This is a genomic window from Nocardia sp. NPDC059229 (assembly GCF_042754165.1).
Lineage (GTDB): Bacteria > Actinomycetota > Actinomycetes > Mycobacteriales > Mycobacteriaceae > Nocardia.
Window position 1 is genome coordinate 1 of record NZ_JBHZAK010000015.1, and the last position, 23,768, is coordinate 23,768.

Below are 23,768 nucleotides of genomic sequence, written 5' to 3' on the forward strand. Positions count from 1 at the left end.
TTTCTGGCGGCCAACAAATCCCTCGACACGACCGCGAGATCCGTGGTCGAGTTCGCGATCCGACGGGCCCCCTCCGGCGGCGCCAGCGCCGGCGAACTGCTCGTCGCCTTCGGCGTCACCCGCTGGCGGTTCGTGCAGATGATCCGCGAAGCCCTCACCCAAACCCCCAGCGACACCCGCGACGCGCGCACGCTCAAACGCAACCTGCTGGACTCGCTGTCATGGGCGTGGCGCGCCTACCCCGACTCCTCGACCGCTTACGTCCCCGGCTAACACCACATTCCGATTCCCCTGTGCTGCAAAGAAATTCGGCAACGAGTAAGGCGACAACGACGTGCCTGATCCGCTTCCTTCCCGACACGATCACCCCCACGCGTCCGGCACCATCGTGCACGGCACCTGGGAACACCGCTATGCCGACGCGATCGCCGCATTCGCGCGGCTGTTCTCCACCGGCCGCGGCGGCGGCGCACTGGCGGTCTACCACCGCGGCCGCCCCGTGATCGATGTCTGGACCGGCACCGCCGACCCCGACCGCGGCATCGCCTGGCAACACAACACCGCCGCGCTGTCGTACTCGACCTCCAAAGGCATCACCGCCACCGTGCTGCACCGGCTGGCCGAACGCGGACTGCTCGACTACCACGCACCGGTCGCCGAATACTGGCCCGCCTTCGCCGCCAACGGCAAGAAGAAGATCACCGTCGCCGAAGTCCTCAGCCACCGCGCCGGACTCTCCCACGTCACACCGCTGGCCAAGAATCTCGACGAGCTGGTCGACCACCACCTGATGGAAGAGCGGATCGCCGCCGCCGCACCGGACCGATGGCGCGGAATACCCGCATACCACGCGATCTCCTTCGGCTGGCTGGCCGCCGGAATCGCCCGCGCGGTCACCGGTAAGGGCATGAGCGAGCTCTACCGCACCGAACTCGCCGAGCCCCTGGGCACCGACGGCCTCCACCTCGGCATCCCACCATCGTCGGCGAACACCACCGTCGCTGTCTCGCACGGATCACGCGTCCCGTTCGGCATCCCCGGCGCCGCCCACGTCCTGCGGATCGCCGGACGACTCCCCCTCCCGGGCACCGGATTCGTCCGATCCATCTACACCCACGGCATCGAACAGCTCACCTCCGGAACCGCCCCAGCGATCCTGACCGGTGAAATGCCCGCCGCCAACGGAGTATTCACCGCCCGCGCCGTCGCCTCCGTCTACAACACGATCGTCACCGACACCCCCCTGCTGTCACGATCACGGGTACAGCAGATATCACGCGTGCAGACCTGGCTCCCGGACCGAAACCTGCTGCTCCCCATGGGCTGGCGACTCGGCTACCACTCCATCCCAGCCCCCGGCGCACCACGAGGCTTCGGACACGGCGGACTCGCCGGCTCCGGCGGCTGGGCCGACCCCGACAGCGGCCTCGCCGTCGGACTCGTACACAACTGGCTCCCCGACGCACGACACCTACCCCGCGACCAGTTCATCCTCCCCCGCCTGCTCGCCCCCGTCGTCCGCGCCGCCACCGACACCGCACACCCCCAACCACAGGATCTCAGCACGGGGATCAGCTGACTGGCAGCGTCGGGACGTCGGTGGGCTCGGCGGCCAGGTGAGCCTGGTGCGCACCCTGAAGTGATCGATAACCATCAGGTCTGCTCCGTTTGCGTGAGTTGTCGGAGAATGTGGGCGGGCGTGGCCGAGGGGCGAGCGTTCGTCACGAAGTCGTGGCGGAGCCGGTGATAGGGCTCGCCCACGCCGTAGAAGTGTTGACGCATGCGGCCGAGTTCCTCGGATCGATACGCCGCCAAGGGTTTTGCCGCCTCGTCCACTGCGCGGCAGAGCTTCTTCTCGAGCAGTCGACCCGCTGTGGTGGACAGGGCCGCCGACAATGTGGCGGCCTCTCGCCTCACCCAGGCGCGAAATTCTCCGACATCTCCTGGGACGACGCGGTCCACCAGGCCGAGAGCCTCGGCGGCGCGTGCACCGACCGGCAGTGCTTCCCGCATCAGCCGATCGGCCTGCTGTGTACCGACGCGGCGTGGCAACGTGTAGGTCCAATACTCGGACCCGTACAAACCCATCAGCCGGTAGTGCGGGTTGAGCACGGTGGACTCCCGGCACCAGACCTCGTCAGCGGCCAGCGCCAGCATCACTCCACCCGCAGCCGCGTTCCCGGCCAGCGCCGAGATCACCAGTTTGTCCATGGTCGTGAGAATCGCCTCGACCAGGTCGTCGACGGCGTTGATATTGCGCCAGGACTCGTCGGCGGGGTGCGCGGCGGCTTCGATCACGTTGAGGTGGATGCCGTTGGAGAAGAGGTCGCGCGCCGGCCCCAGCACGAGCACGGTTGTCGGGCGAGCACACGCCTGCCGATACGCGTCGAGTAGCCGTCGGCACTGGTCTGTGCTCATTGCTCCACCGGCAAAAGAGAATTCGAGATGGCCGACGTTCCCGAGTTCGTAGTACCGCAGCTCGGACCAGGTATCGCGGGTTGCGGCCTCGGCTGCCGAAATGGGAAGGTCCGGTACTCCGGCCAGGAGCTCGCGGTCTATCACCGCGGTGGCGGGCAGTTTGAAAGTCGCTGGGCCGCCGGGTATCCGGCGGCTGCGCAGCTGCGGTAGCCAGACCGCGCCGTCCACGGTGGCTCGGCAGATCGCGCCATCCCGGGTAGCGAGAACGGCGCCCGGCGCCCCGCGCAGTCGATCCTCGCGATGCCCGCCGTGTACGAAGTATTGGCGTCCGTACAGCTCGTCCAGCACGCCGGGTTGGGAGTCGGCCGCGCGCAGCTTGCGGAGCACCACTTCCGTGCTGTCGCTGGACCAATCGATACGTCGAAACTCCTGCGCGTGATATGGCCGCTGTCGTCCGTGGACATCGGGACGGTCGTAGTCGAGGGGTTCGGGCTCGAAGTCTCCCTGCTCGAATTGGTCAACCGCCCGCAATACTGCACACATCGCGGCATCGGCGACCTCGGTACGGTACAACTCGCTTTTCCCGCAGGGCCGCATCACAAACGATTCCGAGGCCCAGATCGGACCCGCGTCCAATTCCGCGACGGCCTGCAGAACGGTGACGCCCCACTCGGTGGCGCCGGAACTGATCGCCCAGTCCAGCGCAGACGGACCCCGGTCTCCTTTCGGACCCGGATGCACGATCAGCACTGTGTTCTCCGACCAAATATCTTCTGGCACAGCGACTGTCAGCATCGGCGCAAGAATCAACTCGGGCCGGAATCGCGCTACACCCGCCCGTAGTGACTCGTCGTCACCGAGTGCCAACTCGACCCCCAGGCGGTGCCCCCGCTGCCGTAATTCCGCGTGAATACGCTGCGTGAGGCTGTTGAATGCGCTTGCGAGAAGCAGGATTCGCATTGGTTTCCTTATAACTGAGCTCGTGGCGGCACAAACCGATACCCACCAGAAATTCGAAACAATGACGAACAGAGAAATGTCTCTCAGGTGCTCCTACCCATCAGCAGCACCCTATGGGACGGATTGCGCTACGGATGCGCCCGCCACTCGGGAAACATATGAATCAACACCTTGCCCATGAGGGACCGGCCGACGCACCACCGACGACAGACCGCCCCAGCACAGCGCGACTGCCGCATCGACCGCATCACCCTTGGAGGCCCGGCGAACGCTTCCAGCCAGTACTGCGCCGCGACTTGGCTCGCACCGACGGTCGCCACCTACCCCGGAGATCTGCTCACCTCAGCGATCTATGGCAAGTAGCCGCGTTCGCGCCGCAGTCGGAGCGAGAGCGAGGTCGGAACGGCGGACATACGGTCTACTTTGCTTGCCGCAATACATGACGTGGCGGTGCCGGATCGTTTCCGCCGAACCATCGATCCCGGCATTCGAACACGCATCGTGCATGGCTGCTGCAAAATTGCCGACCACTCGAAAGAGTTGAGGAAACGTCTCATTTCAGACGTCTGACCAGCCTAGACTGCCCCTCATGGAAGTTCATACTCGGCAGTTGCAGTACTTCATCGCGGTCGCGGAGGAATTGAGTTTCACCCGGGCCGCGCAACGGCTCCACGTGTCACAGCAGGGTCTGAGCACACAGATCAAGCAGCTGGAGCACGAGATGGACGTCACGCTGTTCTCGCGGACCACGCGGCAGGTGGAGCTCACCGCGGCCGGCGCGGTGTTTCTGCGACACGTTCGAGATGCGCTGGCCAACTTGGATTTCGGGGTCGAGGAAGCACGGGCGGTGCATCGCGGTGAACACGATCGCCTGGTGCTGGGCTGCCTCGAAGGGGCCGCGCTGACCTTGACCGAACCGATTCTGGCCGCCTTCCGGGAGCGTCATCCCGAGGTGACCGTCGAACTGAGTCACTTCACCTACGACACCCCGTCCGCCGGTCTGGCGAACGGACTGGTGGATGTCGCCATCGTGCGCCGCCCGTTCGTCGACGAGGGGCTGCGGTTCGAGCCGCTGTTTGCCCAGCCGCTGATGGCGATGCTGCCCACGCATCATCGCCTCGCCGACCGCGCCGAGGTCACGGTCGCGGAACTGCTCGACGATCCGATCCTCGCGTCGGGGCCTTCCGATCCGGTGTGGAATGCCTTCTGGCGGCTCGAATCTCACCGTGACGGGCGCCCCGCCCCGGCCGTCTTCCCGGTGAAAACCCTGCTCGAAGAGCTGCATCAGGTCGCGACCGGCGCGGGCATCGCGATGACGGTGCCGTGTGCGGGCTGGATCCGATTCCCCGGTGTGCGCGTCGTTCCGGTGACCGACGCCGCCCCGAGCGAGGTCGCCGTGTGCTGGCGCGCCGCACACCAGACCCCGCTGGTACGGTCCTTCGTCGACGTCGCCCGGCGGGTCCGCGCAGCCGATCCGGACCTTATCGCCCGGCTCGAGACACCGCACCGCCGCGAACGGCACACCACTCCCGTTCCCGCGTTGTCCTCCTGAATCCACAATTACTCCTTGTCGATCATCTCCAATATTTGATTTCTGTTCTTTTCCTTTGTGCCATAACGTTTTTCGAGGTGAGCGAAGGCTCATTCGGAAACATCTGAAGGAGAAGCACAAAAATGGGTTCCCTGGCCAATCTCGTTGTGGACGCGCTCGTTTCGGAGCTGATCAAGCATCTATTCAGCGGCTCCGCGGGGACCAAAGCGTAAATCACTCCGCCCCGGGCGCAATAACCAAAGCGCGGCCGAGTCGTTCGACAACGACTCGGCCCCGCTTTTTGCACGCGGTCACCTCAGCCCACGAACGAGGCCCGGAACCTGATGGTTCCGGGCCTCGTTCAACGGAATTCGCGGCGCTATTTGCTGGAACCAAGCCCGCCGAGGAGAGGTCCGAGGAGAGAGCCGAGGCCGTCGGAGCTGCCGGTGCCGCCGCCCGGGGCCGTGCCACCGACGGTGATCGCGGGTCCCTGGGTTTTGAAGTCGGCATGGTGGCCGAGATTGGACAGGTATTCGATGCCCGTGGTCATCGCGGTGCCGATCGTGCGGTTGTAGACGGTGCCGTTGTCGGTCCAGGTGACCGTCGCGGGGGCGGCCGTGGCGGTCCCGACGCCGAGGAGGGTCAGTGCACTGACGCCGAGCGCCGTCGCAACGGCGGCCCGTGCGGGGGATCGAAATGTCATGGCGGATTCCTTCATGGGTTGGAGTCGCCGCGAGGTCCGAATTGACCGTGCGCGGACTGGAATTGGGCCGATGGGCTCCGCCCGGACGGGACAGGGATCCGGTCGGCTTGCCCGTGGCCCGCGGGGTAGCAGTGCTCACTGAGCCGTGCCGAGCGCGGAGGCGAGGAGGGGCCAGGAATTGTGCAGGTCGTCCTGCCAGTAGTGCCAGGTATGCGTTCCGGTGGCGCGGAAGTCGACCCGGGCCGGGATGTCCAGTGCGCTCAGCCGATCGGCGAGTTGATGGGTGCACGTGTTCGTAGCGGCCTCGATCATGCCGCCCAGCACCATCTGATTCGCCTTGGTGATGATCTGGTCGGGTGTGGGCTGCCCGGTGAGCGCCTCGGCCGGACCGGGCAGGCCGGTGCCGCTGGAGAGGTAGATCGCCTTGCCGCGCAGGCTGTCCGCGTTGAGGACGGCGTCGTGGGCGCGCCAGGCCGGATCGTCGTCGGCCCCCCACATGTTCTTGGGGTCGCCGTCGCCGCGCGCCAGCACCAGCCGGATGTAGGCGCGGCCGGCCGGGTCGGAGGTGGAGGCGCAGCCGCTGTAGGCCGCGACCGCGGAGTACACCATCGGCGCGGCGGACGCGAGATCCAGTGCCGAGGTGGCCGACATGGATACGCCCGCAATCGCATTGGCACCCGAGGTGTGCAGGGTAGCGTCGATGATCGGCGGAAGTTCCCGGGTCAGGAACGTCTCCCAGCGGTTGCGCCCCAAGGCCGGATCGTCCTGCCGCCAATCGGTGTAATAGGAGAACTCGCCGCCGACCGGAGTCACCACATTCACGTTCTTGTTCCAGAAGAACGACACGATATCCGTTCTGCTGTACCAATTGGTGATATCGGTACCGCCGCTCGCGCCATTCAGAAGATACAGAGTCGGGCTCGGCGTGGTCGATTCGGCGGCCGTCAGAACCTGCAACGGGATTACTCGTTGCATGGCAGCCGAATACACATAGAACATCTGCTGCCGCTGTCCCGCGCGATCGATGTGATCCAGATGGGAACCGACCTCGGCCCGCGAAATCTGCAGCGCACCCGGCGCGACATACAAAAGAGCTGCGGCAACGGCGCACGACGCGATCATCGACGCGAAACTCCGCCTGGGCGACACGACTGGCTCCTCCGAACGATGGTGGAAGGGTCCTGGGCCGTGGCGGCCGCGCACACGCCACGCCCCAGGAGAATCGGGCCGGTGAATCAGCTGCCCATCAGGCGCTTGATCACGTTGGCGATGGTGTCGGTGACCGAACCGGTCGAGCTGAGCTGATTCTGCGAGGAGCCGAAGCCGCCCTGGTCGAGGCTGCCCAGCAGGGCCTCACCGGGATTCGCGCCGCGACCGGTGAAGCAGACGCTCATGTTCGGCTGATCGGAACCGGAACCGACGGTCCCGCCGACGCTGATGCCGCCGCTCATCACCTGCTGACCGTCGGTGACGGAGCTGGGCACCTTGTAGGTGAACTCGGCGGTGACCGGGTTGCCGGAGTTGACGAACCATCCGGTGCTGTTGACGCTCCAGCCACCGTTGTTCGGCTCGGGCGTCACATCAGCGGGCTGCTCACCCTGACCGAAGTGATACGCGGTGACGACGGCCTTGACCGGCTTGTCGAAGCCCGGCGGCGGGTAGTCGGTGATCGAGTTGACGTACGGGTTGCCGATGCTGGTGGTCCCGACCACGATCTTGTAGGTCACCAGGGTGCCCGCCGCGGCCGTGGCGACGTCGACAGATTTGTCGTAGGTGTGGGTGATCCAGAAGCTGCTGATACCCGGGTTGTAGTCCACGTGCTGTTTCTGAACGCAGGATTGAGGGGCGGTGTCCGCGGTGGCGGTCGCGGTATCGAGGGCGAGACCCGCCCCCGACATCACCAATGCGGCGGCCGCAATTCCGGCAGCCAATTTCGGGGTCTTACGCATGATTCCTTCCAACAGTTCCGGAGAACGCGGAACCGATTACCCGTGAGCGATGGGGAATTCGAGCATTAGCTCACGCCGGGAAACGCTAGAGCACAACGGAAGAGAACTTAAATCCTATTTTCGGGGTTATTGACAACCTGGCCTTGTCAATCGGACCGGAACCACTGTTTCCGCTCGGAACGCGTGTGCCACTACGTTTTTCGTGCAGATACCGGGCGGCTCCCTTTCCCACAGTAAGTAGGTACACATGTCTCCACGTAAGGCCCGCCGGGCCGACACCGCGGCTCTTGCGCTGGCCGGGATGATCACGCTCGGTGCCACCCTCGGCGCGGCACCCGCGCCGGCGCAGCCGGCGGATATCGCCTCCGGGTCCGGTTCCGGCTCAGGAAGTTTCGGGTCATCGGGTTCGGCGGGGTCCGGTTCCGCCGGGGTGAACGACCCGGTGTCCACCCTGCCGGCACCCGCCTCGACGGCGGTCCGGCTCGACGGCGCCGCCAATTTCCGCGATATCGGCGGTTACCGCACCTCCGACGGGCACACCGTCCGCACCGGCGTGGCCTTCCGATCAAACCGCCTGGCCGGGCTCACCGACGCCGATCTGGCCAAGCTGAGTACCGCGGGCGTAACGCTGGATGTGGACCTGCGCAACGGCTCCGAGCGGAGCAGCGCGCCCGATAGGGTGCCGACGGGCGCACAGTACAAGGTCGCCGACGTGGTCAGCTTCGACAGCGGCATCTCGTTCCACGAATTCCCGGTGATCACCCTGGGGCGCGGCGTGATCGACGGCTTGCTCAACGGCTCCTCCGACCTCGTGCAATCGATCGACTATCCGTTGATGGTCGACTTCCACGGCTCGGACGTCGCCTTCGGCACCCTGCTGCGATCCATCGCCGCGAACACCGGCGGCGCGACGGTTTACCACTGCACCTCGGGCAAGGACCGCACCGGCTGGGCCACCGCGGTCCTGCTCACTCTGCTCGGCGTACCCCGGGATGTGGTGAATGCCGACTACCTCGCCAGCAATACCGAACTCGGCGACCCAAAAGCGGTCCAATTGTCGTGGCTGGAGGCGGCTTTCAACGAGGTCGACCGGCTCTACGGGAGCTTCGACAAGTACGTGCGCGACGGACTGGGCCTGGATCAGGCCACCATCGACACCTTGCGCGCCAAGCTGCTGGCCTGATCGTCCGGACCGCCGAGACCGCAGGCGGTCACCGCGGGCATCGGCGGTCCGCGATCTGCTCACCCAGAGCGTGGAAGAGAAACGGATGCTTCCTGTTCCGGCCATGGCGAATGCCCTGGAAAACGCTAGCGCACCGGGAAGTCGAAGAGAAATCATTGTTCGCGGACAGTTCACAACACCGATTTGTCAATGCGGAAGACTATTCGACGATAGAGTTCGGTTCCGACCATCCATCGACCTAGACTGCGCGCCATGGAAGTTCACACCCGTCAGTTGCAGTACTTTATCGCGGTTGCGGAGGAGCTTAGCTTCACCCGCGCGGCGCAGCGATTGCATGTTTCGCAGCAGGGCTTGAGCACCCAGATCAAGCAGCTCGAGCACGCGATGGACGTGGTGTTGTTCTCCCGGACCACCCGCAATGTCGAATTGACGGCCGCAGGAGCCGTATTCCTGCAGGATGTCCGTGGCGCTCTCACCGGCCTGGATGTCGCGATCGAGCGCGCACGGTCGGTGCACCGCGGCGAACAGGACAGGCTGGTCCTCGGCGCATTGGAGGGCGCGGCCCTGACCCTGACCGAGCCGATCCTCTCGACCTTCCGCCAGCGCCACCCCGGGATAACCGTCGAAATGCGCCACTTCACCTACGAAGACCCGTCGGCCGGGCTGGCCACGGGTTCGGTGGATGTGGCCTTCGCCCGCCGCCCCTTCGTCGACGCGGGGGTCCATTTCGAGACCTTGTTCGCCGAACCGCTGATGGTGATGGTGCCGGCCGGTCATCGGCTGGCCGCACGTACCGAGGTCTTTGCGCACGAATTGCTCGGGGAGCCGTTGCTCGGGGCTGCCACCACCGATCCGGTGTGGAATGCGTTCTGGGAGTTGGACTCCTACCGCGACGGGTCCCCGGCCCAGGTGGTGTCGCGGTCGAACACGCTGCTCGAGGAGCTGCACAAGGTCGCAACCGGGATCGGTGTGGCCCTCACCGTGGCCTGCGCCCGCTGGATCCCGTTTCCGGGCGTGCGCCTGCTGCCGATCGCCGACGCCCCGCCCAACGAGGTGGCGGTCGGCTGGCGCGGCGCACACGAATCGGCGCTGGTCCGCTCGTTCGTCGAGGTCGCCCGCGGCATCCGCGACACCCATCCGGACCTGGTCGCCCTGCTACAGGAACCCGATTTCGCGGACTGCACGGTGCCGCCCCACCTCTGATTGACAACCTCGGCTTGTCAACGATCGGAAAATTCTGATTTCTCTGTAGTTGCACTGTGTCCTAACGTTTCTCCGTGGCTCCACCGAAGAAATACCCGGACGCGCTGCGGGCGCATGCGATCCGCCTGTACCGAGAGTCGGATCCCAAACCGACTTTCCGTACCATGGCAGCGCATCTCGGCGTTCATCACGAGGCGCTGCGACTGTGGATTCGCCACGCCGAGCAAGAGCAATGCGCAACCGACGACAGCCCCTCCGCCGCGCTGGCCGCGGAGAACAGGCGGCTCCGCAAGCAGGTGGCCGACCTCGAGCGAGTCATCGCGATATTGCGCGCCGGGAGAGCTCACCAGCACGGAATTCGGCCGAATCCGGTCGTGATGAACACCAATTCGCCCCTGCCTTCCCCGGTCGATGGCGGTCGATCCCAGGAGAATCACAACTCGATGTTGTGAATGGACCCAAAATACTGATTTCTCTTCGGATACCTTGCCTCCTAACGTCTTCGATGCGAGCGAACTGCTCGCGCGGGCGGGTTCCGCACCGGACTGTGACCCGGGGCGGAGCCTGCCCCTCGACTCTTCGAAGACTGCCCGGAAGGAAAGATGAGGGCCTTCACCATTCTGCTGCTGGCCGCGGGATTGCTGCTGGTCCCCGCGGTTCATCTCGAGCCGGCGGCGCAGGCCGCACCCACCGGGTTGAAGGGTCCGCTGAGTACCCGCGGCCGGTATATCGTCGACGAGGCCGGGAATCGGGTGAAGCTGAAGTCGGGCAACTGGCACGGGTCCAGCGGTACCTGGACCGGTAGCGGCGACGACGAGGATCCGGCGAACAACTTCGCCCAGGAAATCGGGCATCGCGCGCCGCTCGGACTCGACCGCGTCCCGCTCGCCAAGATCGTCCAGGACTTCAAGGACCTGGGGCTGAACAGCATTCGGCTGCCGTTCTCCAATCAGATGATCGCCGACGACCGGCCGGTGCAAGGGCTGACCGCGAATCCGGCGCTCAACGGATTGAAGCCGCTGGAGGTATACGACAAGGCGGTCGCCGCGCTCACCGGCGCCGGACTCGGCGTCATCCTCAACAATCACGCCACGACCACCCGGTGGTGTTGCGCCGTCGATGGCAACGAACGCTGGAATTCCGGGCAGGACACCGACACCTGGGTGAACGACTGGGCATTCATGGCCGCCCGGTACAAGGGCGATCCGGGGGTGATCGGAGCCGATCTGCGCAATGAGGTTCGGCGCGACACCTGGGACAACCCCAACTGGGGTTCGGGCGACAGCCACGATTGGGAGGCGGCCGCGCACCAGGCGGGCGATCGGATCCTGAAGGACGCCAACCCGAATCTGCTCATCATGATCGAGGGCATCAACTGGTCCGGCATCCCGACCGATCTGACCTGGCACCAGCGCCCCATGCTGCGTGATCTGAAGTCGTTGTCGCAGACGCTGGTCCGGTCGCACAAGCTGGTCTACTCGGTCCACTTCTACAGCTACATCGGCCCGGCCAACACCGGCGGGACCGGCCTGAGCGGGGGCGAGACCCATGATCCTCGGTTCCGGGACATGTCCCGAGACGACCTGTTCAAATCCATGGACGAGCTCGCGGGGTACGTGGCCACCACGCCGGACCAGCATTTCACCGCGCCGGTGTGGGTAAGCGAATTCGGGATCGGCAAGGACGCCGAGGGCCTGGACAAGGCGTGGTTCCCGAACATGGTCGACTATCTGATCAATCGGGACCTCGACTTCGCGTACTGGCCGATCGTCGGCTTCCAGCATCAGGACAAGGGCAACGCCTGGGGTCTGCTGCGCTACGACACCGACGGCAGCAAGCGCAGCGTCATGGACGCCGACGACTGGCGGGGCGCGCACCTGCAGCGGCTGCTGGCGGCCGATGGCAAGACCGGCCAGGTCGCTCCGGTGCGAGCCTGGTCCATGCTCAATGCCATCCACGACGACCACAACGCGTCGCTGCGGGCCGCGAACGATTGGGATCCGGGCGCGCACAAGCTCGTCTGCCCCGACGACCAGCGCCTGATCGGGATCAGTTCACGCGGGCAGGGCGGCCTGTGCACCGACGCCACCGAGGGCAACCTGTGGCAGGCCAATACCTCGGCGACCAAGGTCGCCACGGAGAAGGTGACAACCGACTGGGCCAATGGCTTCACCAAATACCAGTGCGCCGAAGGACAATTCATGATCGGTTACAGCGTGCGCGGCGACGGCACCTCGGCCGTCCTCTGCGCCCCCGGCCGCATTCCGCTGGCGGGCGCCGGCCGCACCGTATGGGATGACCGCGGTGACAATCGACCGGCCTCGGGCGAAGGCGGCGACTACGCGAACGGCTACTACAAGGGGCAGTGCAACGCGGACGAATACGCCGCCGGCATCGCCTTCTCCTGGGCCAACGCCCGCTACGGGCATCCGGACGCCCTGTACTGCCGCAAGCTCAGGTAACCACGCACCCGCCCGCTGTGCCCGGCGTTCAGGCCGGGACGCGGTCGGGTCCCTGGAGAATCGACAGCCGGATGGCGGCCAGTACCACTGCTCGGTGCGGCAATCCGAGCCGGCCCGGCTCCGGCTCGTTCGCCCAGTGCCAGCCCGGCTCGTGGTCGGAGGTCGGCAGCATGATGTGGCTACCGCGGTCCGGCATCGTTACGCCGTTCTCCTGCAAGAAGATTCGAAGGCGCTGGGGTGCGGGGTGATACGGGAGGGGCGGGGCGACCAGGAAGGTCCAGAATCGGTCGCGCGGGTCGGCGACCACCGGCGTGGACGGCAGCCAGGACAGCCGCAGGCGGACCCGGTCGCCCAGTGATTCGGGCAGCGCCAGCGCCTCGACCGCAGCGCCGACGGTGAGCAGCGGGCGGTCGGCGTACATCTTCACCGGAAGTCCATAGCGCGCTCTCAGCACATGGGCCGATTCGTAAGGGGAACAGCACGATTCGAACATCCAAACCTCCGGGCGCGCGACGAGGGGTGCACCCGGTGCCAGGGTGTCCGCGGGTTCCCGTGGCCGACGCGAGGCATGAACGGAGGATTCGCGTCGAGTGCGGACACCGGGCGATTGGAGGCTCGTCGACCGGCACCGAGTGCGATAACAGTCTCGACCATCAACCGTGCCACAACGGTGACACCCGGATGGCATCCGGATGACCGGCTGTAAATCTGTGTCCCCCAACAGCGAACCGGTAACCGTGAGGAAGCTCACCAGTGAAACCGACCGCCCCGGACGACCTTTCACCAAATGGGTTCATCCGGCGCCGCGACCCACGGTTGGACGGCATACACCTCGTCGTCGGGGCCGAGGATGGGCAGGGCTTGGACGCGGCGGTGACCACCGCGGCCGGAGACCACCTGATCGAAGACCGATCCGGCCCGCCGACGTCTATCACGTTCGGCGGGTCGGCCTTTCGAGGTCTTCCGTTGGGGCTAATCGATATTCGCGATGGTGAACACCCGCAAATCCGTGCTACTGCGGGCGGCGTGTATCTCATACCCGCCGCCGGCGAATTCCCATGTGCCACAGCCCTCGTCCCACACCTGGAAGACTCGCCGCGGCAACGTGATCGCGATGTCCACCATCTCCCCGGGCGCGGCCTCGGCGATGGCGAATCCGGCGAGCCAATAGCGCGGGCGCCTTTCGTCGGGTTCGGTGGGTGCGACATAGAACTGGACGATTTCGCGGCCACTTCGAGAGCCACTGTTGCGCACCCTGATTCGCACGTGGCGACCGGTTGCTTCGACCTGTTCGTAGCACCATTCGGTGTATCCGAGTCCGTGCCCGAAGGGATAGGCGGGTGCGATGTCGTGTCGCTGCCAGGCGCGGTAGCCGATGAAAATGCCTTCGTCGTAGCGCAATACGCCCTCGGCGGGCTGCACGTCCGATACCGGGGCGTCGGCAAGGCGGACCGGCCAGGTGGTGGGCAGGCGGCCGCCCGGCTCCGCCCGGCCGAGCAGCACATCGGCCAGCGCGGCGCCGCCCTCCTGACCCGGGAACCAGCTCAGCAGGATCGCAGAAACGTCGTCGCGCCAAGGCATCTCGACGGGAGAGCCACTGTTCACCACCACCACGGTGCGTGGATTCACTGCGGCGATGCGGGCGACCAGCTCGTCCTGCCGCCCCGGCAGCCGCAGATCTGCGCGGTCGAAGCCCTCGCTCTCCTGCGTAGCGGTGGTGGCCACCACGACCACGGCGACCTCCGCCGCGGCGGCCGCGGCGACAGCCTGCTCGATCAGCGTGTCGTCGTCCTGGCGCGGTTCCCGCACGGCCAGGCTGAAGCTGACGCCCCGGATGGGCCCGATCGCGCCGTGCGGCGTGGTGTCCAGCAGGCTGATCGGCACCGCCTGGCCGGCCCGCAGCTCGACGCTGCCGTGGGGGACGGGCTGTCCGGTGAGTGCCTCGAAAGGATCAGCATGCTCGGGCAATTCGTGCTCGCCGTCGAAGAGCAGCTGTCCGGCGGCGATGAGCCGGAAGCTGCCGAGCCCGCCGATGCCGAATTCGTGCGGACCGGTTTCGCGCGGGGTGTAGGTGCCGCTGATCTCGACCGAGGCCACCGCGTCGTAGTCGGCGTTGCCGGGCAGGGCATTGTCCATCCAGCGGACGCGGCCCACGGTGAGCGGCTGCCGGCCGAGCACCCTGCCTTCCCCGTCACGGAGCACGGCGGTGAGTTCGAATCCCTTGGTGGCCAGCGTGAGTCCCGTTTCAGGGTCCGCGCCGACGGCGTAGGTGAGGGTGACGTTCTCCGGCAGTGCGTCGCGCAGCCCGTCCAGTGGCGCAATCACCCGGGCCGGGAAGACCGTGGCCGATCCGCCGCCGAGAACCCGCGCGTCCCGCGCCGCACTGCCGATCAACGCGATCGAGCCGACCCGATCGGTCCGCAGCGGCAACAGCTGATTCTGGTTGCACAACAACACCATCGACCGCGCGGACAGCTCCCGGGCGGTCTCGATGCCGTCGGGTGGAACGGGCCGCGCGGAGACCGGGACCTCCGGTTCGACACCGTCGAGCAGACCCAGCCGAGCGGCCAGCAGCAGCACCCGGCGCACGGCCTCGTCGACGGTCGCCTCGGCGATCAGACCCGCCCGTACGGCCGAGGCCAGCGCCGCACCGAAGACCGTGTAGGGGCCCGGCATGGCGATATCGGTGCCGCCCCGTGCCGCACGCACCGTATCGCGTGCGGCGAGCCAGTCGGAGACCACGACGCCGTCGTATCCCCATTCGTCGCGCAGCACGTCCACCTGCAGGTCGCGGTTCTCGGTCATGGTCGCGCCATTGACCGCGTTGTAGGCCGACATCAGCGCCCACGGCCGCGCGGTCTCGATGATCTGCTCGAACGGCGCGAGATACAGTTCGCGCAGCACCCGTTCGGAGACCTGGTTGTCCACCGTGAACCGCTGGGTCTCGGCTTCATTGGCAACGAAATGCTTGACGGTCGCCGCTACGCCGCACTCCTGCACCCCGGTCACATAGCCCGCGCCGATGGCCGCGGTCAACAGCGGGTCCTCCGAATACGCCTCGAAATGTCTGCCGCCCAACGGGGATCGATGCAGGTTCACCGTCGGCGCCAGTAGCATGTGCACGCCCTTGCGGTGTGCCTCGGCGGCCAGCACCCGTCCGGCGCGGCGCGCCAGTTCCGGATCCCAGGTGGCGGCCAGTGCCGTCGGGCTGGGCAGGGTCAGTGAGGGGTCGTCTGCACTCCAGTCGACGCCGCGCACGCCAACCGGGCCGTCGGACATGACCAGCGACCGCAGCCCGATCGCGGGCAGGGCGCGCAGCGACCACAGGTCCTGCCCGGCCAGTAGCGCGGTCTTGTCATCCAGATCCAGTGCGGCCAGGGCGGATTCGACGGCCGCGGCGCGGTCGGTGGGACAGTCGCTCTCGGAGAGGGTCATCGCGGATGCTTTCTGATAGGGGGAGAGAATGCCCGTAGCCAAGCTCAGGCACTGGCCGTATCGGCGAGAGCCGCGGCCAATTCGGCACGGAGAGCGGCAGATTCACGCCGGAACAGCCGATAGATCAAGGTCATCAACACGCCGTTGGCCGCGCCGAGCACAACGATCAGCCACAGGAATGCGTCCTGCAGCCCGATCGCATCGCCCACGTAACCGAGCGCCAAGGTGCTCAGCGCCCAGCCCACCGACTCGGCTCCGATGAACAAAGCAAAAGCCGCACTGCGTATTTCGGGACGGGACACCGCCATGACGATGGGACGCGTACTGCCGGGACCGAAGCCCTGCAGCAGCCCCAGTAGGGCGAACATCATCGCGTACACCCAGATCGACGGCCATTCGATCTGGGTGCACAGCGCGGCCGCGGCCGCCCAGCTCAGCACGGACGCCTGCCACACCGCCACCCGGCCGAAGCCGGGAAAGCAGGCGCCCACACGGTCGACGACATAGCCGCCGAGCACCGTGCCGAGCACATACGCCAGCATGGCGAAGGGGCTGACCAGCGCCGCCTGCGCATTGCTGAAATGACGGACGCTGACCATGTAGGTCACCGCGAAACTCAGGAAGGCCAACTGCGGGGTGGTGGCCCGTTGCGCCATGACCACCCACAGAGTGCGGATGCGCAGGGCCGCTCGCACCTGGTCACGGCCGGGCATGGCGGCCCCGCGGTCCACCGGGGCGGCATCCGCCGCACCGATGCCCGGGTCGGTGTAGTACCGCCGGACCAGCAGCCCGCAGCACACCGTGATCGCGCCGGTGAGGAAGAACCCGTAGCGCCAGCCGTCAGGAATGTTCGACAGCAGGCCGAGCAGCGGGGTGAGGAACGCACCGATGATCGCGAATCCGGCGTAGAGCCAGCCCGCCGCCCGGCCGCGCTGATTCTCGCCGAACAGGTCGGCGAGGATGCCGTTGACGAGCGGCCCGCCCGCGGCATAGCCGATCGCGGCAATCACATACAGGGCGAACAGCTGCAGGTAATTCTGCGAGAACCCGGCCGCGATCGACCACACACCCCATAGCCCACAGCACACCACCAGCACGTTCTTGCGGCCGTACCGCGCCGCCGCCAGGACCCACATCGGGCCCGCGATGGTGGTGAGGATCTTGCTGACCGCCATCAGGTTTCCGAGCGCGGACAGCTTGAGATCCAGTGCGGAGCGAATGGCCGGGAACAGCGTCGAGATCACCGACGCCTCACTGTTGTCCATACTGATCAACCCGCTGAGCAATGCGAGCTGACCCCGGACTCGACGGGTATCGGCGGCGGACACCGCCACGACGGGATTGGCGACAGCGCCGGATTCGGTGGGCGTGGATGACATGGGCGGCCTCTTCATCGGGGCGAAAATGATTCGGGCGGAAGGGAATGACGGTCAGCGGGACCGGTCACCCTCCAGACGCGCCAGCGTCAGCTCCAGCCACGCGATGTAGCTCGCGGTGAAGGCATAGCCGTGCTCGTGCGCCATGGTCTGCACCTGACGCGCCCACACCGGATCGAGTTCCGGAATCTGCGGGTCGTAGTCGGCAGGGAAAGGCGTTGCGGCCGAACCGGTGTCGTGCTTACGGCGGTACTCGAGCTCGGTGCGGACGATATCGACGGCGATCTCCCGGTCGAGCTGGCCCGCGAAGATCAAGCGCAGCTTGAAGTCCGGGTCCATCGGCCGCGGCGACGGCTCGAACGGTGAGCGGGCCCAGTCCAGCAGCACCTCGCGGCCCGCCTCGGTCAGGTGATAGACCTTGGCGTCCGGTCGCCCCTCGCGAGCATCGACCTCGAACTCGACCCACCCGCGCTCGACCAGCTTGCCCAGCCGCCGATAGATCTGCGGCAGTTGCACGCCGTAGCCGATGTAGCGCCCCGGCCCCTCCATCCAGCGCCGCAGGTCGTATCCCGAATACCGGCCGAGGGCCAGCGCGCCCAGGATCACGTAGTCGAGTTGCATTGGTCTCCTATGTTCCCAGGAATCTATTCGGCCACCATTCAACGAGAACATCTCGTTGTCAAGTAGCGATAGAGCTTGCAGGACATGTGGAACTCATCGACCCGGCAGTCCGGAACTATATATTCTAAGGAATATATGCCGTAGGTACCGCAGCAGAACACCGAAGGAACATCGCACTGAGAACCGACCCACCGAGGAACCGATCGACTACAGGTTCCCCCTGGCGAACGAGCGCACCTTCCTGGCATGGATCCGCACCAGCCTCGGGCTGCTGGCCGTGCACGCTCTCGCCGGGCCGGCCGGGGCCGCAGGCCTGCTGCACGTCGCCGCGCTGGGCTGTATCGCGATGGCGTTCGTCCTCGCGGCCGATTCAACCGCGCGGAGGGCGAATAACTGTGCACGTCTGGTCGACCCCGCCGATCTGGATGCACACACGGATCCACTGGTAGGCAATGCGGAATCAACCCATGCAGATGCGGAAGAAGACCACCTGCAATCGCCCAAAAGCTGCACCGTCAGGTCATTGACTGCGACGATCCCGCCACCCGTGCCGCTGTGCGCAACGATCCCGGCGGTCGTGCGGGAGCTGGCCGGGCAAGCCGCGGTGCGGGTGCTGCTGCGCATCCCTGCACCGCAACAGCCGGTTCCCCGAGTGGTGAGCGTGGACGATTTCGCAATTCGCCGCCGAAGGCGACCGGCTGATGCCCTCGCCACGGCCGGGCCAGCTTCCAGCTGCTTCGCCACCGCATCCGGCTGGCCTAGCCCCCGATCACCACCGGAAGTGCGCCAGAGCCGTTGTTTTTACAGTCCCTCGCAAGCCCGAAACAACAGCGGTGGCCGGCTCCGAAGCGGTGAGCGGTGTACGGGCGGTCCGACCAGTCCGTGCTCGAAAAATGGCTGCCGGGTTATCGCAACCGGACCGGGAGGGCGGTCAGGCCTCGGACAATGAGACTTTTGCGCCAATGGAGGTCGGTGTCGGGGGCTAGTTCGAGGTTGGGGTAGGTGGATAGGAGGCGGGTGAGGGCGATGGCGCTTTCGGTGCGGGCCAAGGGGGCGCCAACGCAGCGGTGGATGCCGTGGCCGAAGGCTATGTGGTTGGGGGAGCGGTCGGGGTCGAAGCGGTGGGGGTCGGGGAATTGGGTGGGGTCGCGGTCGGCGGCGGCCATGGAGATGAGGATGAGTTGGTCTTGGGGGATTTCGATGCCGCCGAGGGTGGTGGGGGCGGTGGTGTAGCGGAAGGTTGCTTCGGTGGCGGGGGCTTCGAAGCGGAGGACCTCCTCGATGAAGGCGGGGATTCGGTCCGGGTCGGACAGGAGGGCCTGGTGAAAGTCCTTGTCGGCCAGGAAGATTGCGACGCCGTTGCCGATGAGGTTGACCGTGGTTTCGAAGCCGGCGACCAGGAGCAGGAAGACCATGCTGATCAGTTCGCGGTGGCTGAGGCGGTCGTCGTCCTGGCGAGCAGCGATCAGTTCGGAGAGCAGGTCCCGGCCGGGGGTCGCGTCCTTGGTGCGGATCAGCTGGTCGATGTAGCGGACGAAATCCATGACCGCGGTGGCGCGGGCCTCGTTGCTTTCCTCGCTGGACAACAGTGAGGTGGACCAGCGCTGGAAGGCGTCGCGGTCCGTGCTGGGAACACCGAGTAGTTCGCAGATCACCGACATGCCGAGCGGGACGGCGAAGCGTTCCAGCAGATCCACGACTTCGCCACGGTCGGAAGCCAAGTCGGCGAGCAGTTCGTCGGCGAGTTCGCTGATCCGCGGCGACAGCTCGGCCATGGCCCGTCCGCTGAAGGCCCGGTTGACCAGGCCGCGCAGGCGGGTGTGCTCCGGCGGGTCGTAGAAGACCATCATGTCCGCGAACATGCTGCCGCCGAGATGCCGGTCGCCACCCTCCGCCGCGACCGTGGCCTTCGCGCCGGGTGACTTGAGGACCTTGCTGATGGCGGGATCGGTGAACGCGGCCTTGGCGACCTCGTAATCGGTGATCAGCCACCCGAGTCCGGAATCCGGCAGGCGGACCCGATGCACCGCTCCCCGGCCCCGCAGCTGGTCGTACACCGTGTGCGGGTCATCGAAGAAGTTATCGGTCAGTTCGATGACCTCGGTCGCCAAATTGTCTGCCGGAGAGCCGATCTCGTACCCCATGTTTCGGAATGTATCAGGGCGGGTCCGGCGCGACCCGAACCGAACATCCCCCGCCCGTATATACAATCGCGTTGTATGTAGTACCCAGAGAGGATCCGCCGAGAGTGGTGAACGAGCCCACGAAACAGTCGTTGGGGCAGCATCTTACGTTTTTGCGCAAGCGCGAAGAGGTCCACAGGCACGAGACCGGCGAGCTTCCCGCGGCGCGGAAGTTCAGCAGGGAAAAGGCTGCGGCCGAAGCGCATATCACCGCCAGCTACCTGACCAAGGTCGAGCGTGACGAGGTCGGACAGGTCGACGTCGGGATCCTGCGGGTGCTGGCGACGACCTATCAGGCCAGCGACGACGAGTGGCGTTATATCTGCGATCTGGCCGGCTACGCCTCGCCCTACCCGTCCATCACCGGAATCGGCCCGGCCCTGGAGATCCCGGATTTCGAGGTGTTCGAGACCGCGGTGACACCGATCATGGACACCGAAATGATCGAGGCGGCAGCCGATCTCGTGTCCTTCTACGCGCCGCAGCGCCGGCTGATCACGGCGAATCAGGCCTACTACGACACCTTCCCGACCCATCGGCCGGGGATGTACATGCTCGAGTGGTCGTTCACCGACGAGGCTCGGGAAATCATGATCAACTGGAATGACCAGGTGGGGATCGGAGTCGCCACCCATCGAGGATTCATGGGGCGCTACGGCCACACCTCGTGGGCGCGGGAATACCACGAACGGCTGGAGCGATTCCTCGACTTCCGGACCATGTGGGAAGCCGGGGCCGTGACGTACACGCTGCCGCTGGATATGCAATCGCGCCTGCGGGTCCGAGGCGGGCTGTACTCGCTGACCATGGAGAACTGGCAGATGCAGCACCAACTGCCGATCGTCCGTTCCCGGGGCCGGCTCCATCCCCTGGACGCCGGCGACTCCTGACAGCCCGCCGCCGGGCGGCTACTGGATCAGCTTGTGCTTCAGCTGTTCGATGGTCTGCCCCTTCAGGCCCAGACCGTCCTTCAGATACTTGTCGACCGAACCGTAAGTGGCGGTGAGCTGGTCGATTCCGGCCTGCAGGTAGCTGCGGTCCACGCCGAGCAGCGGCTGGTAGAGGGCGGCGGCCGCGTCGCCCTTGGCAGCCTTGATCTGGGCGAGGGTGGCGGCGATGGAGGCGGCCGAGTACTGGTTGGTGAGCAGGTAGTCGTTCATGATGGTGTCGGAGTCGACGCCGGCGATGCTCAGCAGCAGGTAGGCGGCCCAGCCAGTGCGGTCCTTGCCCGCGGTGCAGTGGAAGACCGCGGGACCGTCCTGACCGGCGAGCTGGGTCAGCAGATTCGCGAATCCCGCCCGCTCGTCCGCGCCGGTGACGAAGAGCCGGTTGATGTCCCGCATGAAGTTGGCGGCGTCATCGGGCGACTTCAGCTTCGCCACGGCGCTGGACAGGTCCCCGCCGAGAATCGGGATGTTCACATACATCGCACCGGTCGGAACACGGTCCTGCTTGGCGGCGATCTCGCTGCTGCTGCGCAGGTCGAAGACGCTGCTCAGGTGCAGCCCGTTCAGCGTGGCCAGGTCGGAATCGTTGGGGGTCAGCGCGTTCGAGCGGTAGAACACCCCCTTGTTGACGTGGTGGCTACCCTGCGCGTCGTAACCGGCCCCGGTGCCCGCGACATCGCGGAAATTGTCGACGCTGGCGAGCCGGGGCGCATCCGCCGCCTGATCGGTTTTCGGCTTGGCGGTCGCCGCCGGCAGCGCCGACAGCTGGGCATCCACCACGTTCCCGAGCAACGGGCTTGCCAGCAGCCCAGCACTCAGCGCGACAACGACGGCGCTACGACGCCACGAAACAGACAACTCTCAGACTCCTGTTCGTGCCTGCCACCCGCGCCCTGATCTGCGACAACGCGTGACACGCAATTGATCGCAGACAGATCTACGCGGACCGGATGAACCGGCGGAAACCAATCAGAAAACAGTCCAACGGGTCTCATTCAGCGGGGAACATCATTGACAACCCGGTCTTGTCAATCCGTTCGGAACCGATGCTTCTCTCGGAGCCCTTGTGCCACTAGGTTTTCCGTGCACGCACCGGGTATCGCCCGGAGAAATCCTCGCGATTTCGCGCCAGGGAGAGGTAGGACATGCTGAGACGAGACCGAGTTCTGGCGTCCGCCGTCGCGGCGGCGCTGCTGTTCACCGGCCTCACGGCCCAGGAAGCGACGGCGGAGCCGGGCGGCTGGACCCTGCCTCAGCTCACGGTCGCCAATGGCACCATCACCGATGTCACCTGGCGTACGGTGCTGCTGCGCGGCGTGAATGTCAATCAGCTCAACGACTACGCGCAGAACGATCCGGCGCTGCCGGCCGTCGCGCCGCTCGACCGGACCGACTTCGCGCAGATGGCGGAGCTCGGCTTCAATGTGGTGCGGCTGAATCTGGCCTGGTCGGCGCTCGAACCCACTCCCGGCGCGTTCGACCCGGCCTACCTGGCCCGCATCCACACCGCGGTCGACGATGCCAAGGCCAACGGCCTCTACACCGTGCTGGACATGCACCAGGATGCCTGGGGCAAGGCCGTCGGCTCGCCCAAGGGGCAGAGCTGCCCGCCGTTCATGAAGCCCGGCATCGGCTGGGACGGCGCGCCCGCGTGGGCGACCCTCACCGACGGCTGGACCACCTGCAACTTCGGCGGCGTCCGCGAGACCGCGCCCGCGGTCGCCCGCGCCTTCCAGAACTTCTACGACGACACCCAGGGCATTCAGGGCCACCTGGTCGACACCTGGGCGAAGCTGGCCGCCGAGTTCAAGGACGAGCCCGCGATTGCCGGCTACGACCTGCTCAACGAGCCCAATCCCGGTCTGCGCGACCCGTTCTCGGCCGCCGACCAGCTCGGCAGGTACTACCAGCGGGTGATTGCCGCTATCCGGCAGGCCGAGCGCGGCAGCCGGCCGCACCTGGCCATCTTCGAGCCCAGCGCGATCTGGTCGGCCATCGGCATCGACGCCACGCCGCCGGCGCACTACATCACCGATCCGCTGGCGGTGTTCTCGCCGCATCTGTACAGCGAGTCCATCAATATCGTGAACACCTTCCCGACCATCGAGGTGGGGTTCAAGATCGCCCTCGACGCCGCCGCCAAGTACCGGGCGCCGGTGTGGAGCGGCGAGTGGGGCTGGTTCGGGGATCCGAATTCCGATGCGGCCAAGGTGGATCGGTTCGTGGACCAGCTCGATGCCAATCGCATGGGCGGGTCGTGGTGGTCGTGGAAGCAGGCCTGCGGTGACCCGCACACGGTGCGCGACGGCAATACGAACCAGCCGCAGGGCAATCTCAACCGCATCTCCTGCCCGTCGGGCGCGTCGCTCGGCCAGGCCGCCGGGTATGCCCGGGCGCTGGCCCGCGCCTACCCGCGCGCGGTCCCCGGCACCCTGAGCACGGTCGGCGCCACTGGTTTCACCGGTACCGGCACGGGCCGGGTGGAGGCCTGGTACCCCGGCGCCGCACGCCCGAATGTGCAGTCCACCAACGTTTCCGACCTCACCCTCACCCAGGTGGCGGGCGGCTGGCAGCTGACCGGGAACGCCGCCGGCTCCTATTCGATCAAGCAGTCCTGAGGATCGGACACCCCGGCGCGATCGGCGGTGGCCTGCAATCGACGGCCGGCCCGCGCGCTACCGCACTCAGCTCACCTGGAGGAACTGAGCAATCGCCCCGTACCGGCCGATTGACATACCCAATGGTTCCAAATACCGTCAGTATTTGAGTTCCTAGGGTATCCAACAAGGAGGTTGGG

Annotated in this window: 20 protein-coding genes; 10 read left to right on the forward strand and 10 right to left on the reverse strand. The window is 66.3% G+C overall.

The window, feature by feature from the left end; all coding sequences use genetic code 11:
* A partial coding sequence (locus ACFXHE_RS29580; protein WP_379387705.1) for a hypothetical protein occupies positions 1 to 273 on the forward strand: 273 nt, incomplete at its 5' end.
* 61 nt (positions 274 to 334) lie between these two features.
* The gene (locus tag ACFXHE_RS29585; protein ID WP_379387706.1) at positions 335 to 1,579 is read left to right on the forward strand and encodes a serine hydrolase domain-containing protein; all 1,245 of its coding nucleotides are present in this window, start codon (positions 335 to 337) and stop codon (positions 1,577 to 1,579) included.
* Positions 1,580 to 1,653: 74 nt separating this feature from the next.
* On the opposite strand, the gene ACFXHE_RS29590 is transcribed toward ACFXHE_RS29585, so the two are convergent.
* The gene (locus ACFXHE_RS29590) at positions 1,654 to 3,159 is read right to left on the reverse strand and encodes an enoyl-CoA hydratase-related protein (RefSeq protein WP_379387707.1); all 1,506 of its coding nucleotides are present in this window, start codon (positions 3,157 to 3,159) and stop codon (positions 1,654 to 1,656) included.
* Between the two features lie 808 nt (positions 3,160 to 3,967).
* On the opposite strand from ACFXHE_RS29590, the gene ACFXHE_RS29595 reads away from it, so the two are divergent.
* Complete coding sequence (locus ACFXHE_RS29595) at positions 3,968 to 4,930, forward strand: LysR family transcriptional regulator (protein ID WP_379387708.1); 963 nt, start codon at positions 3,968 to 3,970, stop codon at positions 4,928 to 4,930.
* Between the two features lie 358 nt (positions 4,931 to 5,288).
* Here the strand turns inward: ACFXHE_RS29595 and ACFXHE_RS29600 are convergent, their stop codons facing one another.
* From ACFXHE_RS29600 to ACFXHE_RS29610, 3 genes are all read right to left on the reverse strand, one after another.
* Positions 5,289 to 5,612, reverse strand: a complete 324-nt coding sequence (locus ACFXHE_RS29600; protein WP_379387709.1) for a hypothetical protein — start codon at positions 5,610 to 5,612, stop codon at positions 5,289 to 5,291.
* Between the two features lie 135 nt (positions 5,613 to 5,747).
* Positions 5,748 to 6,734, reverse strand: a complete 987-nt coding sequence (locus ACFXHE_RS29605; protein WP_379387900.1) for an alpha/beta hydrolase — start codon at positions 6,732 to 6,734, stop codon at positions 5,748 to 5,750.
* A gap of 113 nt (positions 6,735 to 6,847) precedes the next feature.
* Complete coding sequence (locus ACFXHE_RS29610; protein WP_379387710.1) at positions 6,848 to 7,561, reverse strand: hypothetical protein; 714 nt, start codon at positions 7,559 to 7,561, stop codon at positions 6,848 to 6,850.
* Positions 7,562 to 7,808: 247 nt separating this feature from the next.
* Between ACFXHE_RS29610 and ACFXHE_RS29615 the strand changes: the two genes are divergently transcribed.
* The 4 genes from ACFXHE_RS29615 to ACFXHE_RS29630 all read left to right on the forward strand — a co-directional run bounded on the left by ACFXHE_RS29615 (position 7,809) and on the right by ACFXHE_RS29630 (position 12,409).
* Positions 7,809 to 8,744: a tyrosine-protein phosphatase gene (locus ACFXHE_RS29615; protein WP_379387711.1), complete on the forward strand. Its 936-nt coding sequence runs from the start codon at positions 7,809 to 7,811 to the stop codon at positions 8,742 to 8,744.
* A 252-nt stretch (positions 8,745 to 8,996) separates the two neighbouring features.
* Complete coding sequence (locus ACFXHE_RS29620; RefSeq protein ID WP_379387712.1) at positions 8,997 to 9,947, forward strand: LysR family transcriptional regulator; 951 nt, start codon at positions 8,997 to 8,999, stop codon at positions 9,945 to 9,947.
* 74 nt (positions 9,948 to 10,021) lie between these two features.
* The gene (locus ACFXHE_RS29625; protein WP_379387713.1) at positions 10,022 to 10,399 is read left to right on the forward strand and encodes a transposase; all 378 of its coding nucleotides are present in this window, start codon (positions 10,022 to 10,024) and stop codon (positions 10,397 to 10,399) included.
* 150 nt (positions 10,400 to 10,549) lie between these two features.
* Positions 10,550 to 12,409: a glycoside hydrolase family 5 protein gene (locus ACFXHE_RS29630; RefSeq protein WP_379387714.1), complete on the forward strand. Its 1,860-nt coding sequence runs from the start codon at positions 10,550 to 10,552 to the stop codon at positions 12,407 to 12,409.
* 28 nt (positions 12,410 to 12,437) lie between these two features.
* Here the strand turns inward: ACFXHE_RS29630 and ACFXHE_RS29635 are convergent, their stop codons facing one another.
* From ACFXHE_RS29635 to ACFXHE_RS29650, 4 genes are all read right to left on the reverse strand, one after another.
* Positions 12,438 to 12,836, reverse strand: a complete 399-nt coding sequence (locus ACFXHE_RS29635) for a hypothetical protein (protein ID WP_379387715.1) — start codon at positions 12,834 to 12,836, stop codon at positions 12,438 to 12,440.
* Between the two features lie 545 nt (positions 12,837 to 13,381).
* On the reverse strand, positions 13,382 to 15,844 hold the full coding sequence (locus tag ACFXHE_RS29640; RefSeq protein WP_379387716.1) for a glycoside hydrolase family 3 C-terminal domain-containing protein: 2,463 nt from the start codon (positions 15,842 to 15,844) through the stop codon (positions 13,382 to 13,384).
* Between the two features lie 44 nt (positions 15,845 to 15,888).
* Entirely contained in the window at positions 15,889 to 17,223 is a 1,335-nt protein-coding gene (locus tag ACFXHE_RS29645; RefSeq protein ID WP_379387717.1) for an MFS transporter, read from the reverse strand.
* Positions 17,224 to 17,274: 51 nt separating this feature from the next.
* Positions 17,275 to 17,841 carry a PadR family transcriptional regulator gene (locus tag ACFXHE_RS29650; RefSeq protein ID WP_379387718.1) on the reverse strand — a complete coding sequence of 189 codons (567 nt, stop codon included), beginning with the start codon at positions 17,839 to 17,841 and terminating at the stop codon, positions 17,275 to 17,277.
* A gap of 55 nt (positions 17,842 to 17,896) precedes the next feature.
* Here ACFXHE_RS29650 and ACFXHE_RS29655 point away from each other — a divergent pair, with 55 nt between their 5' ends.
* Positions 17,897 to 18,790: a YidH family protein gene (locus ACFXHE_RS29655; RefSeq protein ID WP_379387719.1), complete on the forward strand. Its 894-nt coding sequence runs from the start codon at positions 17,897 to 17,899 to the stop codon at positions 18,788 to 18,790.
* Here ACFXHE_RS29655 and ACFXHE_RS29660 read toward each other — a convergent pair.
* Entirely contained in the window at positions 18,747 to 19,985 is a 1,239-nt protein-coding gene (locus ACFXHE_RS29660; RefSeq protein WP_379387720.1) for a cytochrome P450, read from the reverse strand. The two genes, ACFXHE_RS29655 and ACFXHE_RS29660, sit on opposite strands and share 44 nt — an antisense overlap.
* A gap of 8 nt (positions 19,986 to 19,993) precedes the next feature.
* Between ACFXHE_RS29660 and ACFXHE_RS29665 the strand changes: the two genes are divergently transcribed.
* The gene (locus tag ACFXHE_RS29665; RefSeq protein WP_379387721.1) at positions 19,994 to 20,914 is read left to right on the forward strand and encodes a helix-turn-helix domain-containing protein; all 921 of its coding nucleotides are present in this window, start codon (positions 19,994 to 19,996) and stop codon (positions 20,912 to 20,914) included.
* Between the two features lie 18 nt (positions 20,915 to 20,932).
* Here the strand turns inward: ACFXHE_RS29665 and ACFXHE_RS29670 are convergent, their stop codons facing one another.
* Positions 20,933 to 21,829 (reverse strand): tyrosine-protein phosphatase, encoded by an 897-nt coding sequence (locus tag ACFXHE_RS29670; RefSeq protein WP_379387722.1) that lies wholly within the window; start codon positions 21,827 to 21,829, stop codon positions 20,933 to 20,935.
* Between the two features lie 287 nt (positions 21,830 to 22,116).
* On the opposite strand from ACFXHE_RS29670, the gene ACFXHE_RS29675 reads away from it, so the two are divergent.
* On the forward strand, positions 22,117 to 23,589 hold the full coding sequence (locus ACFXHE_RS29675; RefSeq protein ID WP_379387723.1) for a glycoside hydrolase family 5 protein: 1,473 nt from the start codon (positions 22,117 to 22,119) through the stop codon (positions 23,587 to 23,589).
* Positions 23,590 to 23,768 lie beyond the last annotated feature (179 nt).